Raw genomic sequence first — 14773 nt, forward strand, 5'->3', positions numbered from 1 at the left:
ACGAAGATCCGTAACGTTCAGCTCCCCAGCGTCGCATCCCGGCTTTGGATAAGATTGGAGTACGCCGGCAGATGCTTGGCCAGTATCCCGCCGAAGCCTTCGATATCGTTGCGCCAGTCGCGGTGCAGTTCGCAGCCGACGCCAAACCAGCTCATCAACTGAGCGCCGGCCTGGGACATGCGGTTCCATGCGGCGTCCCGGGTAGTCTGGTTGAAGGTGCCGGAGGCATCAGTGACCACGAATACCTCGAAGCCTTCTTCCAGGGCGGACAGCGCTGGAAAAGCCACGCAGACCTCGGTGACGACCCCGGCGATCAGCAGCTGTTTCTTGCCGGTATCCTTGACCGCCTTGACAAAATCCTCATTGTCCCAGGCGTTTACCTGACCCGGCCGAGCGATGTAGGGCGCGTCGGGAAACGCCTCCTTCAACTCTGGCACGATCGGACCGTTCGGGCCATCCTCGAAGCTGGTGGTCAGAATCGTCGGCAGATTGAAGAACCGGCCGATATCGGCCAGCGCCATGACGTTGTTCTTGAACTCGTCCTGGCTGAAGTCGCGTACCAGGGAGAGCAGCCCCGCCTGGTGATCGACCATCAATAGCACGACATCATCTTTATCGAGGCGGTTGTAGGTATAAGACATGACACGACTCCTTAGGGTTTCTCAGAAACGGCCAGGGTGTCTTTTGATGCCTGGCCGCCTGGCAAGGCGACATCGGTCGCCGGTTATTTGGGCCGCGATTAATCCAGCATAAGTTCTTGCCAGGTTAATCAGAGCAGGACGCCTTGCCGAAGCGCCTGACCTGAAAGCCCCGAATCGACTCCTGGATTTCCTCGGCGCTATTCATGACGAAGGGACCATGGCCGACGACTGGCTCGTCGATCGGCTCCCCGGTCAATACCAGCAGCTTGGCGTCGTTGTTGGCCTCGAGCCGAATTTCGCTCTACGTACGTTCGAACATCACCAATTCCGCATCGCGCACGATACTGTCACCGTTGACGTGGACCGTGCCGCTGAGTACGACCAGCATTGCCGTATGGCCCTCGGGTAACTCCAGCATAGTGGCGCCGTCATGATTCAGCTGCAGATCCCAGACGTTGATCGGGCTAAAGGTTCGGGCTGGACCGGTCTGCACGGCGTAGTGGCCGGCAATCACCCTGAGGGTGGCGGCGCCCTCCTCCAGCGCGACATGAGGAATATCTGGCGCAAGAATTGACTGATAGCTCGGGTCGGCGGCCTTGTCTTCCACCCTATGGCAAAAAAATTCAAGATAAGCCGCGTAATCATGAATTTCCATTGAAAACAAATGATAAAATTACGTTTTATGTATTACGTAAAAATTCTATTTCGACAAAAATATCGCTAGAATGCCCGTCGCATCGGCACTTCAGTGCCTGGACGGTTCGAACAGGAGAGTCTCATGGCACGCAGCGGCGTTCAGTACGAGGACGTACAAAAGGCCATTCATCTGCTGCTGCAACGCGGCGAAACACCAGGCGTGCAGAAGATTCGTGAGGTGCTGGGCACCGGCAGCTTCACTACCCTCAGCGAGCATCTACGCCAATGGAAGGTCGAACGCGATGAAAACCGCGACGAGCCGCCTTCTCAAGACCTACCCGAACCGCTGCAGGCGCTGACCCAGGAACTCTGGCGCCAGGCCCAGGAGCATGCCCGACACGGACTCGCCCAATACCGCCAGGAGGCGGATCAACAGGTCAGCGAGGCGCAGGAGCAAGCCCGACAGGCGCAGCGGCGAGCCGAGGACGCCACCCAGCGCGAATCCGCTATGGCCGAGTATCTGGCTACCTTGCAGACCCGCCTCGACGAGAGGAGCACCACCCTGGCCCAGACCCAGGCCCGACTGGATGCCTGTCTGGCCGAGCTGGAAAATGCGACGAGCAAGATTGCTCGGCTGGAAGAGCAGCTTGTCCAGCTAAGTGAGAAAAGCGATGCCGAAGCAGCGGAATATCGAGAGGCCCTGGCAGAGCAGGCCCGGCAGCACGACACCCGGCTTGCTCAGGAAGAACACCGCCACGAGACTGCCGAAGCACGACTCATGACCCTGCTCGACGATGCCCGGCGGGAACGCCAGGAACTGGAAAAGCAGCATGCCAGGCGTCAGGTGCAGCTGGATAAACGGGCCGAGGAGCTGGAAAAATCGCTGCAGGAACAGCGCGCGGTGCTGATCGAAGAGCAAGCAGGCCATCGCGAAGTGCAGTGGGAATTGCATCGCCATCAGCAGGAGGCACATGAGCTGAAGCGCAAGCAGGAACGGCTGGAGAGTCAGCTTGTCGAGCGGGACAAGAAACAGGAACAGCTGGAAGAGGCGTTGCGCGACGCCCAAGCGCGCCTGGCTAGACTGCCATTTCCGCCATTTACCTATTGAGGGTATCCTGGGCATGGGAATGACAAGCCTGCCGGCCCACCGCAACCTTTAGTGCGTAACGATCATGACTCCTCCATCCGGAGATTTTCCCTGCATCGAGGCTGCCTGGCGCAACCACCACCACGAGCTTCGGCACTTCCTGATCCGCCACTGCGGCAATCGCGACGACGCCGACGACCTGTTGCAGCGGGTCTATGCCAAGGCGCTGATACACCGCGAGCAGTTCTGTGAGCTGACGACCCCACGCGCCTGGCTCTATCAGGTGGCGCGTCACCAATGGATCGACGACCAGCGCCGCGCGGGGCGGCTGGTCGACGGCGACCCGCCCGAGAGACCCGCTGTGGATGCCTCACCGGCACCGCTGGAGAGCCTCGCCGGCTGCATCGCTCGCGCCCTGCCCCATCTTTTACCGGCGGACCGAGACATCCTCCAGCGCTGTGATCTCGAAGGGAGCCGGCAAGCCGACTTCGCCAAGCAACACGACTTGACCCTGCCCGCCACCAAGGCGCGGCTGCGTCGTGCCCGACAGCGCCTGCGCGAACGACTGATCGAGCAGTGCAAGATCGTCTTCGACGCCGAGGGTCGCGTCTGCTGTCACAAGGCCGACGAGCCGCTGGACCTATCTTGTCACAACCCGCCACCCGATTCGAAAAGCGCCTGGTGAGCATCCTTTTGCCGGCGGCTGCGTCTTCTGAGTAGAGACACTCACGAGACAGGAGTCACGGACATGCTGGAGGTCTTCACCTGGCTGGCCGACTGGCTGACCTACGGGCTGGCGGGTATGGATCCCGAAAGCAAGCTCGGCACCTCGCTGCACTTCTTCATCGAGGACACCACCAAGATCTTTGCGCTGCTGGTGGTGATGATCTACGTGATCGCGCTGATGCGCGCCTCGTTGAACCTGGAGCGGGTACGTCACTATATCCAGCAGAAGCACCGCCTGACCGGCTATGGCCTGGGCGCCGGCTTCGGGGCCATCACCCCCTTCTGCTCCTGCTCGAGCATCCCGCTGTTTCTGGGCTTCACCAGTGCCGGGATTCCTCTGGGTATCACCATGGCCTTCCTGTTCACCTCGCCGATCATCAACGAGGTGGCGGTAATCATGCTGTGGAGCCTGCTGGGCTGGGAGTTCACCCTGGTCTACATCATCATCGGCATGGGCGTAGGCATCGGCGGCGGTATGGTGCTCGATGTTCTCAAGGGTGAACGCTGGTTGAAGGATTTTGCCGCCAAGGCCTACCGGCAGGCTGCCGAGACGCCCCAGGGCGACTCACCCGCTCCCGAAGCTCCCTCGCTCACTCTCAAGGAACGTCACGCCTTCGCCCGCGACGAACTCAAGGAGATCGTCGAGCGGATCTGGAAGTGGGTAATCATCGGTGTCGGCCTGGGTGCCGCCCTTCATGGCTTCGTGCCGGATGGCTGGTTCGCCGACAACCTGGGCAGCGGCCAATGGTGGAACGTGCCCGCTGCCGTCTTTGCCGGCCTGCCGCTCTACTCCAACGCCACCGGCGTCATCCCGGTGATGGAGAGCCTGATCCTCAAGGGCCTGCCGGTGGGCACCACCCTGGCCTTCTGCATGAGCACCGTGGCGGCCAGCTTTCCCGAGTTCATCATGCTCAAGCAGGTCATGCAGTGGCGCCTGCTGGCCACCATCTTCGTCATCCTGCTGGTCAACTTCATGATCGTTGGCTGGCTGATCAACCTGCTGAGCCCCTGGCTGTTCAGCGGTTTTCACTAAACGAAAAGGAGCAAGACCATGAAGAAGATTGAAGTATTGGGCACCGGCTGCAAGAAGTGCACGACCACCGCCGAACAGATCCAGGCGGTGGCCAGCGAACTGGGCCTTGAGGTCGAGGTGGAAAAGGTCACCGACCCGGCTACCATCATGAACTATCAGGTCATGTCGACCCCGGCCGTGGCCATCGACGGCAAGCTCATGCACAGCGGCGGCGTGCCGAATCGCGCCAAGATCGAGGCCATGATCGGCGCGTGATCGCGACAACTCGAGTACCCGCCGCAATGTCCAGAAGGGTATTCGCCCAACCGGGCCGCGGTGGGGCCCGACGGCTCACGAGACGTCTTGTCGCTCTGGCACCCTCACACCCGGTTCGGACACACGAGTCGGTAGTTCATCGCTGGTCAGCGTCTCCTTTTCCAGCAGTACGTCCACCAGCGTCTCCAGCTCGTCGCGGCGTCGCTCCAGTATGCCTTTGGCCACTTCATAGGCATCTTCGACCAACCCCTTCACGGCGATATCGATCTCCCGGGCGGTCTCCTCGCTGAAGCGGCGCCCACCTCCCTCGATGGGTTGGCCCAGGAAGGTGCCCTGCTCCGTCTCGTAGGCGATCTGGCCCAGCGCCTCGACCATGCCATAGCGGGTGACCATGGCCCGGGCGATCTCGGTGGCCTTCATCAGATCGTCGCTGGCGCCGGTCGATATCTCGTCGCAGGACAGCACCTCGGCGGCCCTGCCCCCCAGCAGAACGGCCATCTTGTTCTTGAGTTCCTCCCGGGTCATCAGGAAACGATCTTCGGTGGGGCGTTGCAGCGTATAGCCCAAGGCCCCGATACCTCGCGGGATGATCGAGATCTTGTGGACGGGGTCCTGCCCGGGCAGAGTCAGCGCGACCAGGGCATGACCCAGTTCGTGATAGGCGACGGTGCGGCGTTCCTTGGGAATCAACAGTCGATTCCTCTTCTCGAGACCGGCCACGATGCGCTCGACGGCCGCGCTGAAATCCTCGAGGGTGACGGTAGCCCGCGATTCTCGAGCCGCGAGAATTGCGGCTTCGTTGCACAGGTTGGCAAGCTCCGCGCCCGAGAAACCAGGCGTCAGCGCCGCCACCTGCTCCAGGTCGGTCGCCGGGTCCAGCTGGATCTTCCTCACGTGCACCTTGAGGATGGCCAGTCGCCCGATCTTGTCCGGACGATCGACCAGCACCTGGCGATCGAAGCGTCCCGCGCGGAGCAGCGCCGGATCGAGGATCTCCGGGCGGTTGGTCGCAGCCAGCAGTACCACCCCGGCGCTGGAATCGAAGCCGTCCAGCTCCGCGAGCAGCTGATTGAGCGTCTGCTCCTTCTCGTCGTGGCCGCCGGAGAAGGGCCCGACACCTCGGGCGCGACCCAGCGCATCCAGTTCATCGATGAAGATGATGCTGGGGGACTCCTTGCGCGCCTGCTCGAAGAGATCGCGCACACGGGCCGCCCCCACACCCACGAACATCTCGACGAACTCCGAGCCAGAAATAGAGAAGAAGGGAACGCCGGCCTCCCCGGCCACCGCCCTGGCCAGTAGCGTCTTGCCCGTCCCGGGTGGGCCGACGAGGAGTATGCCCTTCGGCAACCGTGCCCCGACCCGCTTGTAACGCTCCGACGAGGTAAGGAAGGAGACGATCTCCTGCAGTTCATGCTTCGCCTCGTCCACCCCGGCAACATCATCGAAGGTGGTCTTGGTATCCTTCTCGACGTAGACCTTGGCCTTCGACTTGCCCACCGACATCAGGCCTCCCGTCCCCTGACGTTCCGCCAGACGACGAATGAGAAACATCCAGATAGCCAAGAAGAAGACCAGCGGAATGATCCAGGAGAGCAGATCGCGGACGAAGGTGCTGGGAATCTCGCCCGCAAATCGCACATCGTACTGCGCCAGGTCCATGGCCAGGTCACGGTCGACCCGGGTGGTCTCGAAGTGCTGATTGCCGCTTTCCAACGGACTCTTGAGCGTTCCCCTGATCGCCTCCGGCCCTATCATGATCTCCTCGATCCGATCGTCCTCCAGAAGGCTCTCGAACTCGCTGTAGGGAATCTTCTCGACCTGGGTGCTGGACGACCACCAGTCCTGGAACAGCATCAAGGCAAAGATAGCGAGCACGACGTACCAGAGGTTTATGTGTGCCTTGCGGTCCATGATCCCCCTCCCATCAACTCACCGACATCGATCCACGCGGCCAGGGTGCAGGCCCCGCTTCATTGTAAGCCACTTTGCAGGAAGGACACTGCTGGAGAAAGGAGCATGGGCATGCATCAAGCTCGGATACACATAGAGAAACGGGCCGCCCAAAGGGTGACCCGTTTCAACATCTCATACCTGTCGCCTGGACTATTCGTTACCTGGACTATTCGTTAATAGTAGGCGTTGGTCGTGTCGGTATGGTCCGTCACATCGCGAATACCGGATAATTCAGGAATGCGCTCCAGCAGCGTGCGCTCGACCCCTTCCTTGAGGGTAAGATCGACCGCGGCACAGCCCTGGCAACCTCCACCGAACTGCAGGACGGCAACGTTCTCTTCCGCCACCTGGATCAGGCGAATCTCGCCGCCGTGGGCCGCCAGGCCGGGATTGATTTCGCTGTAGAGCACGTAGTTGACCCGGTCCTCCAGCGGGCTGTCCGCGTTGACCTTGGGCATCTTGGCGTTGGGCGCCTTGATGGTCAGCTGGCCTCCCATGCGATCGGCGTTGAAGTCGACCACCGCCTCGTCCAGGAAAGGCAGGCTGTGCTTGTCGAGGAACACCGTGATCTTATCGAGGGCCAGCCTCTCGTCGCTGGGCTCCTCTTCACCGGGGCGGCAGTAGGCCAGACAGGTCTCGGCATACGGCGTGCCCGGCTGGGTGATGAAGATCCGCACCGCGATGCCCTCGACATTCTGCTTGGCAAGTAATTCGGCCAGGTAGTCCTGGGCGCTGTCGGTAATCTGGATGTTCTCGCTCATGGGATCGACTCGTCATGAAAGTTCTGGCGCTAATGGTAAGAAAAATCCCGACACAACACAATCCCGACTGAAATACTGGGATATAGCGTGCTGCCCTGCCAGTGACGCTTTCTGTTAATATGGCCAAACAACAGTAGATAGCCTTCGCTGGCTGCAAAACGCCCATATCGCGGGCACCTGTACCCCTGATCGCTGGAGACCGACGCCGCTCATGGCTGCCGCTACCGTTACTTCGCTTGACTCATTTGCCTTCGCTGCCCCACTGCCGGATGCACTCAGGAAGACTCTGGCCCGGCGCATCCTGATCCTCGACGGTGGCATGGGCACCATGCTGCAGAATGCCCGCCTGAGCGAAGAGGAGTTTCGTGGCGAGCGCTTTGCCGACTGGCCGTCACAGTTGCAGGGCAACAACGACCTGCTGGCATTGACGCAACCGGATCTCGTGCGACGCATCCATCGCGATTACCTCGAGGCCGGCGCCGATATCATCGAGACCAATACCTTCAACAGCACCCGCCTCTCCCAGAGCGACTACGGGATGGAAGAGCTGGTGGTGGAACTCAACCGGGAGTCCGCTAAGCTGGCCCGCCAGGTGTGCGACGAGATCGGTGAGGAGACCGGTGTGCCGCGCTATGTCGCCGGCGTGCTGGGCCCGACCAGCCGCACCGCGTCGCTGTCGCCGGACGTCAACGACCCGGCCAAGCGCAACGTCACCTTCGATGCCCTGCGCGATAACTATCATGAAGCCGCTGCCGCACTGATCGAGGGGGGCGTCGACTTCATCATGATCGAGACCATCTTCGATACCCTGAACGCCAAGGCGGCGATCTATGCGCTGGAAGAGCTCTTCGACGAGAGCGGCCAGCGCCTGCCGGTGATGATCTCCGGCACCATCACCGACGCCTCGGGACGCACCCTCTCCGGCCAGACCACCGAGGCGTTCTGGAATTCGGTGCGTCATGCCCGGCCGTTCTCGGTGGGCCTGAACTGCGCGCTCGGTGCCGCGGAGCTTCGCCCTTATCTGGAAGAGCTCTCGAGCAAGGCCGACACCCTGGTCTCGGCCCACCCCAACGCCGGCCTGCCCAACGAATTCGGTGAGTACGACCAGACACCGGAGGAGATGGCGGTAATCATCCGGGAGTTCGCCGAAAGCGGTCTGTGCAACATCATCGGGGGCTGCTGCGGCACCACCCCGGAACATATCGCCGCGATCCATGATGCCGTGACCCAGGTCGCACCGCGTCGGATTCCCGAACGCCCTGTTGCCTGCCGCCTGTCGGGTCTCGAGCCCTTCAACATCGAATCCGATTCGCTGTTCGTCAACGTCGGCGAGCGCACCAATGTCACCGGCTCGGCGCGCTTCAAGCGGCTGATCAAGGAGGAGGACTTTACCACCGCCCTGGAGGTGGCCCTGGAGCAGGTCGAGAACGGTGCCCAGGTGATCGACATCAACATGGACGAGGGCATGCTCGACTCCCAGGAAGCGATGGTGCACTTCCTGCACCTGGTCGCCTCGGAGCCGGACATCTCCCGAGTGCCGATCATGCTCGACTCCTCGAAGTGGGACATCATCGAGGCCGGCCTCAAGTGCGTACAAGGCAAGGCGGTGGTCAACTCGATCTCGCTCAAGGAAGGCGAGGACGCCTTCCGCGAGCAGGCCCGCGCCTGCCGTCGCTTCGGCGCGTCCATCGTGGTCATGGCCTTCGACGAAGACGGCCAGGCGGACAGCCTGGCGCGAAAGACCGAGATCTGCGAACGCGCCTATCGTCTGCTGGTGGACGAGATCGGCTTCCCCGCCGAAGACATCATCTTCGATCCCAACATCTTCGCCATCGCCACTGGCATCGAGGAGCATGACAACTACGCTGTCGACTTCATCGAGGCGACCCGCTGGATTCGCCAGAACCTGCCGCATGCCATGGTCTCAGGCGGCGTCTCCAACGTGTCGTTCTCGTTTCGCGGCAACAATACCGTGCGCGAGGCGATTCACTCGGTCTTTCTCTATCACGCCATCAAGGCCGGTCTGACCATGGGCATCGTCAATGCCGGTCAGCTGGCGGTCTACGACGACCTGCCGGCCGAGCTGCGCGAAGCGGTCGAGGACGTGGTGCTCAACCGCCGCGAGGACGGTACCGAGCGGCTGCTGGACATCGCCGAGCAGTACAAGGGTGACGGCAGCGGCGGCGCCAGGAAGGAGGACCTCGAGTGGCGCGGCTGGGAAGTGGAGAAGCGCATCGAGCATGCCCTGGTCAAGGGCATCACCGCCTATATAGAAGAAGACACGGAACTGGCGCGTCAGCGTGCGGCCCGCCCCATCGAGGTGATCGAGGGGCCGCTGATGGACGGCATGAACGTGGTCGGCGATCTGTTCGGCGCCGGCAAGATGTTCCTGCCTCAGGTGGTCAAGTCCGCCCGGGTCATGAAGCAGGCGGTAGCCTATCTGATTCCGTACATCGAGGCGGAGAAGAGCGAGGACACCAAGGCCAAGGGCAAGATCGTCATGGCCACGGTCAAGGGGGATGTCCACGACATCGGCAAGAACATCGTCGGTGTCGTCTTGCAGTGCAACAACTACGAGGTCATCGACCTGGGCGTGATGGTGCCCACTGAGAAGATCCTGCAGACCGCCCGGGACGAGAAGGCCGACATCATCGGCCTGTCCGGGCTGATCACCCCCTCCCTGGACGAAATGGTGCACGTGGCCAAGGAGATGCAGCGCCAGGGCTTCGAGCTGCCGCTGTTGATCGGCGGCGCCACCACCTCCAAGGCGCACACCGCCGTCAAGATCGACCAGCAGTACGACCAGCCGGTGATCTATGTCACCGACGCCTCCCGTGCGGTGGGGGTGGCGAGTCGTCTGCTCTCATCGGAGCACAAGGCAGACTATGTCGCCGACATCCGCGACGAGTACGAGAAGGTTCGCGAGCGCAATGCCAAGCGCCGGCCCAAGGCGGCGGACGTCTCCTACGCCGAGGCACGGGAACGTCGCTTCCAGCCGGACTGGCAGGCCTGCACGCCACCGGCACCGGCCTTCACCGGCTTGAAGGTATTCGACGACTACGACCTCGGGGAACTGCTCGAGTACATCGACTGGACCCCCTTCTTCCTGAGCTGGCAGCTCTCGGGCAAGTACCCCAAGATTCTGGACGATCCCAAGGTCGGTGAAGCCGCGCGCAGCCTGTTCGACGATGCCCAGAGCATGCTGCGCAAGCTGGTCGAAGAGAAGCACATCACCGCCCGGGGGGTGATCGGGCTGTGGCCCGCCAACAGCGTCGATGACGATGTCATCGAGGTGTACGCCGATGACTCGCGGGAGACGGTGATCGAGCGTCTGCATCACATTCGCCAGCAGAGCACCAAGAATCGCGACGGCATCTGCTACAGCCTGGCGGATTTCATTGCCCCCAAGCAGACAGGCAAGCCAGACTGGATCGGCGGCTTCGCGGTGACCACCGGCCATGGCGCCGACGAGCTGGCCCGGCAGTACGAGGCCGCAGGCGACGACTACAACGCCATCATGGTCAAGGCGCTGGCCGATCGCCTCGCCGAGGCGTTTGCCGAATGCCTGCACGAACGCGTACGCAAGGAGTACTGGGGCTATGTACCGGACGAAACACTGGACAACACCGCCCTGATCGCCGAGCAGTACCGGGGCATCCGCCCTGCCCCGGGCTACCCGGCCTGCCCGGACCATACCGAAAAGGCGACGCTGTTCCGGTTGCTCGAGGCCACCGACAGGACGGGCATGGTCCTCACGGACAGCTTCGCCATGTGGCCTGCCGCCTCGGTGTCGGGCTGGTACTTCGCGCACCCCGAATCGAAATACTTTTCCACCGGCAAGATCACTCGGGACCAGGTCGAGGCCCTGGCCGAGCGCAAGATGATGTCGCTGGGTGAACTGGAGCGCTGGCTCTCTCCGGTGCTCTCCTACGATCCAGAATGATTCTTCCTGTTCAGGCCCACCCCGGTGGGCCCGGTCGACTGCATGCTACCTGACACGCCGCGCCGCCGGACCATCCTCAAGCTGGCCCTGCCGATCATCGGTGCCATGCTCACCCAGAGCCTGATCAACCTGATCGATGCCGCCCTGGTAGGGTCCCTGGGCGAGACGGCCCTGGCCGGGGTGGGCATCGGCGGCTACACGATGTTCATGATCACCGCGCTGGTATTCGGCCTCTCTTCCGGTGTGCAGGCCCAGACCGCGCGTCGTCATGGCGAGGAGGATATTGCCCAGCGTGCCATGGCGCTGAATGCCGGATTGCTGATCGCCTTGATCGTGACCCTGCCACTGACCCTGTTGTGCCTGTGGCAGGCGCCACGGTTGCTGGGCCTGATAAACCAGCAGGAAGCGGTGCAGGCCGTGGGCGTCGACTATTTTCGCTGGCGCGTCGTCTCGCTGGTCGCGGTGGCCATGATCTTCTGTTTCCGCGGCTACTGGAACGGCATTCAGCAGACCGGCATCTACCTACGCATCGTTCTGATCATGCACGTCGTCAATGTGACGGCGAGTATCGGCCTGATCTTCGGCCTTGCGGGCCTGCCCGCGATGGGAGCTGCCGGTGCCGGCGCCGGCACGGCCCTGGCCATGTTCATCGGCCTGGTATTCTGGGCTCGTCACACCCGGCGGCACGCGCACGTGAGCGGCTACCTTCAGCACCCGCCGCAACGCGCCACCCTGGCGAAGACCCTGCACCTGGCGGCGCCACACTCCTTTCAGCAGTTCTGGTTCGCCGCGGGCTACGCGGTCCTGTTCTGGATTCTCGGCCGAATCGATACTGCCAGCGTGGCGGTGGGCCATGTGTTGGTCAATCTGTCGCTGCTGTTGATCCTCCCCGGCGTGGGGCTCGGGTTGGCGGCCATGAGCCTCGTTGGCCAGGCGCTGGGACGCGAGACTCCCGAGGACGCCCACCGCTGGGGCTGGGACGTGGTGCGTGTCGCCTGGACATCCCTGGCACTGCTGGCCTTGCCCATGCTGCTGTTTCCCGACGCCGTGCTGGGGTTGTTCCTGCATGATGCCGAACTGGTCGCCCTGGGCCGCCTGCCCCTTCGACTCACGGCACTGATGATCGTACTCGACGCCGCGGCCCTGGTACTCGCCCAGGCCCTGCTCGGCGCCGGCGCGCACCGCACCGTGATGAGCGTCACGCTCTGCATGCAGTGGCTGGTGTTCCTGCCCCTGGCCTGGTGGGTGGGCATCGAACTTGGCTACGGCCTGATCGGTATCTGGTGGGCGCAGCTGGGCTATCGCTGCCTGAACTCCGCGTGCTTCGTGTTGATCTGGCAGCGTCGGCGCTGGCAGTGGCTGGCAATCTAAGCCCCTTGGATACCGCCATCCCCTGCCTTCGTCTCGGCGCACCTCTTTAATAACTTAAAAATAAAAAACTATGCCTATTTATTCTTTCATAGAATAAATGAACCGGCGTATGGTCGTCGTTACGGCACATCATTTTGCTCTGAACAAGCGCTCTTACCAACGGACATGCCTGTATGTATCGGTACGACACCTATGACCAGACGCTCGTCGATGAGCGCGTCGCTCAATTCCGTGACCAGATGGAGCGCTATCTGGCTGGTCGCTTGAGCGATGCCGAGTTTCTTCCCCTGCGCTTGCAGAACGGGCTGTACATCCAGCGCCATGCACCGATGCTGCGTATCGCGATCCCCTACGGCATGCTCTCCAGCCGGCAGCTTCGGGCACTGGCAGGTATCACCCGGCGCTACGACCGGGGCTATGGGCATTTCACCACTCGCCAGAATCTGCAGCTCAACTGGCCCAGGCTGGAAGACGTTCCCGACATCCTGGCAGAGCTGGCACAGGTGCAGATGCACGCCATCCAGACCAGCGGCAACTGCATTCGCAATACCACGACCGACCAGTTCGCCGGCATTGCCGGAGACGAGGTGGAGGACCCGCGCCCCTGGTGTGAACTGATCCGCCAGTGGTCGACCCTGCACCCCGAGTTCGCCTATCTCCCCCGCAAGTTCAAGATCGCCGTGACCGGTGCCGACCATGATCGCGCCGCCATCCAGGTGCACGATATCGGCGTGCGCCTGTGGCATGACGATGCGGGTGGCCTGCGTGCCCAGGTACTGGCCGGCGGCGGCATGGGGCGTACTCCCATGCTGGGTGACGTTGTCTGCGAGGATCTGCCCTGGCAGCACCTGCTGACCTATCTCGAGGCCTGCGTGCGCGTCTACAACCAGTTCGGGCGGCGCGACAACAAGTTCAAGGCACGCATCAAGATTCTCGTCAAGGCACTGGGCATCGAGGAGTATCGCCGGCGTGTCGAGGAAGAGTGGGCGCACCTCAAGGATGGCCCTCAGACCTTGACCGAAGCGGCGGTCGAGAGTGCCCGGTCGCACTTCCCGGAACCGCCACGCCGCGATGTCAGTGAAGCCGCCATTGCAACCTACCAGCAGCTGCGTCACGACGATCGCGCCTTTGCGCGCTTCGTGACCAACAACGTCACCGATCACATCGTGCCGGGCTACAAGGCTGTCACGCTCTCCCTGAAGCGTCGCGAGCATGCGCCGGGCGACGTGACTGCCGACCAGATGGAGGCGGTGGCGGACCTGGCGGATGTCTTCGGATTCGGCGAGCTGCGGGTGACCCATCAGCAGAACCTGGTGCTGTCCGACGTGCCGGTCGACGAAATCGAGGCACTCTGGCACAAGCTCCAGGAACTGGGCATGGCCAACCCCACCGTCGGCACCCTGAACGATATCATCTGCTGCCCCGGAGGCGACTACTGCGCCTTGGCCAACGCCGTCTCGATCCCTATTGCCCAGGCGATCCAGGAGCGTTTCGACGACCTGGATTACCTCTATGACCTGGGGCCACTGGATCTCAACATCTCCGGCTGCATGAACGCCTGTGGTCATCACCATGTCGGCAATATCGGCATTCTCGGCGTCGACAAGAAAGGCGAGGAATATTACCAGATCTCCCTGGGCGGGAACTCCCACGACAACGCCTCGCTGGGCAAGATTCTTGGCCCCTCGTTCTATCGCGAGGACGTGCCGGGCGTCATCGACAAGGTACTGAAGGTCTATGTCGAGCAGCGCCACGAGGACGAGCACTTCATCGACACCTACCGGCGTATCGGAATCAAGCCTTTCAAGGAGCATGTTTATGCTTAGCAGTGCACTCGATCGTTTCCATGACGCCTTGCCCGAGACCCTTCCAGGCTCCCTGCTGATCAAGCAGGGTCAGCCGAGCCAGGATGCCTGGCACCTGTCACGAGACGAGGAAGGCTTGCCTGCCTATCGGCCCGCCATCGTTCCGCTCACGCTCTGGCAGCGCCATGGTGATCAGGAGGGTCTGGCTCCTTGGCTGTCCAGCGATACGGTGCTCGAGCCGACGCTGGTAGACCAGTTGCTGCGCGCGCCTCTGATTGCCATCGATTTCCCGGCCTTCACCGATGGCCGCGGGTATACCCTGGCCCGCCTGTTGCGCGAACGCCACGGCTACGAAGGCGAGGTCCGCGCCATCGGCGACGTGCTGATCGATCAGCTCTACTACATGACCCGCTGCGGCTTCGATGCCCTGGCCTTGCGGGATGACCAGCCCCTGGAAGATGCGCTGCGTTGGCTGAAGCCTTTCAGCGTCAGCTATCAACCCGGTGTCGATGTCCGCGAGGCCCTGTTCGAGCGTCGTCTGCGCGAAACCAGTTGAGTG

Annotated in this window: 13 protein-coding genes; 8 read left to right on the top strand and 5 right to left on the bottom strand. The window is 62.3% G+C overall.

The features are described 5' to 3' along the window. Nucleotides 1–17 precede the first annotated feature (17 nt). The 3 genes from ycaC to BUA41_RS19585 form a co-directional block, all read right to left on the bottom strand. Nucleotides 18–641 carry an isochorismate family cysteine hydrolase YcaC gene (ycaC, locus tag BUA41_RS07265; protein WP_072821246.1) on the bottom strand — a complete coding sequence of 208 codons (624 nt, stop codon included), beginning with the start codon at nucleotides 639–641 and terminating at the stop codon, nucleotides 18–20. Nucleotides 642–765: 124 nt separating this feature from the next. Further along, nucleotides 766–936, bottom strand: coding sequence for a pirin-like C-terminal cupin domain-containing protein (locus BUA41_RS19720; protein ID WP_084671254.1), 171 nt, complete (start codon nucleotides 934–936; stop codon nucleotides 766–768). A gap of 6 nt (nucleotides 937–942) precedes the next feature. Beyond that, on the bottom strand, nucleotides 943–1296 hold the full coding sequence (locus BUA41_RS19585; protein WP_139249074.1) for a pirin family protein: 354 nt from the start codon (nucleotides 1294–1296) through the stop codon (nucleotides 943–945). 123 nt (nucleotides 1297–1419) lie between these two features. Between BUA41_RS19585 and BUA41_RS07280 the strand changes: the two genes are divergently transcribed. The 4 genes from BUA41_RS07280 to BUA41_RS07295 all read left to right on the top strand — a co-directional run bounded on the left by BUA41_RS07280 (nucleotide 1420) and on the right by BUA41_RS07295 (nucleotide 4378). After that, nucleotides 1420–2385 carry a DNA-binding protein gene (locus tag BUA41_RS07280; RefSeq protein ID WP_072821250.1) on the top strand — a complete coding sequence of 322 codons (966 nt, stop codon included), beginning with the start codon at nucleotides 1420–1422 and terminating at the stop codon, nucleotides 2383–2385. A gap of 64 nt (nucleotides 2386–2449) precedes the next feature. Then, complete coding sequence (locus BUA41_RS07285; RefSeq protein ID WP_072821252.1) at nucleotides 2450–3049, top strand: RNA polymerase sigma factor; 600 nt, start codon at nucleotides 2450–2452, stop codon at nucleotides 3047–3049. A gap of 63 nt (nucleotides 3050–3112) precedes the next feature. After that, nucleotides 3113–4123: a permease gene (locus tag BUA41_RS07290; protein ID WP_072821254.1), complete on the top strand. Its 1011-nt coding sequence runs from the start codon at nucleotides 3113–3115 to the stop codon at nucleotides 4121–4123. Nucleotides 4124–4141: 18 nt separating this feature from the next. After that, entirely contained in the window at nucleotides 4142–4378 is a 237-nt protein-coding gene (locus BUA41_RS07295; RefSeq protein ID WP_072821256.1) for a thioredoxin family protein, read from the top strand. Between the two features lie 75 nt (nucleotides 4379–4453). Here BUA41_RS07295 and ftsH read toward each other — a convergent pair whose 3' ends face one another. Next, the gene (gene ftsH, locus BUA41_RS07300) at nucleotides 4454–6292 is read right to left on the bottom strand and encodes an ATP-dependent zinc metalloprotease FtsH (RefSeq protein ID WP_072821258.1); all 1839 of its coding nucleotides are present in this window, start codon (nucleotides 6290–6292) and stop codon (nucleotides 4454–4456) included. A gap of 215 nt (nucleotides 6293–6507) precedes the next feature. Next, nucleotides 6508–7095, bottom strand: coding sequence for a Fe-S biogenesis protein NfuA (nfuA, locus tag BUA41_RS07305; protein ID WP_072821260.1), 588 nt, complete (start codon nucleotides 7093–7095; stop codon nucleotides 6508–6510). Nucleotides 7096–7306: 211 nt separating this feature from the next. Between nfuA and metH the strand changes: the two genes are divergently transcribed. The 4 genes from metH to BUA41_RS07325 all read left to right on the top strand — a co-directional run bounded on the left by metH (nucleotide 7307) and on the right by BUA41_RS07325 (nucleotide 14770). Beyond that, complete coding sequence (gene metH, locus BUA41_RS07310) at nucleotides 7307–11038, top strand: methionine synthase (RefSeq protein WP_072821262.1); 3732 nt, start codon at nucleotides 7307–7309, stop codon at nucleotides 11036–11038. Nucleotides 11039–11080: 42 nt separating this feature from the next. After that, nucleotides 11081–12409 (top strand): MATE family efflux transporter, encoded by a 1329-nt coding sequence (locus BUA41_RS07315; protein ID WP_072821366.1) that lies wholly within the window; start codon nucleotides 11081–11083, stop codon nucleotides 12407–12409. A 173-nt stretch (nucleotides 12410–12582) separates the two neighbouring features. Continuing rightward, nucleotides 12583–14235, top strand: coding sequence for a nitrite/sulfite reductase (locus BUA41_RS07320; protein WP_072821264.1), 1653 nt, complete (start codon nucleotides 12583–12585; stop codon nucleotides 14233–14235). Further along, entirely contained in the window at nucleotides 14228–14770 is a 543-nt protein-coding gene (locus BUA41_RS07325; RefSeq protein ID WP_139249075.1) for a DUF934 domain-containing protein, read from the top strand. Before BUA41_RS07320 ends, BUA41_RS07325 begins: the two co-directional genes overlap by 8 nt. The last annotated feature ends 3 nt before the right edge of the window (nucleotides 14771–14773 follow it).

It is taken from the genome of Modicisalibacter ilicicola DSM 19980 (genome assembly GCF_900128925.1).
Taxonomy (GTDB): domain Bacteria; phylum Pseudomonadota; class Gammaproteobacteria; order Pseudomonadales; family Halomonadaceae; genus Modicisalibacter; species Modicisalibacter ilicicola.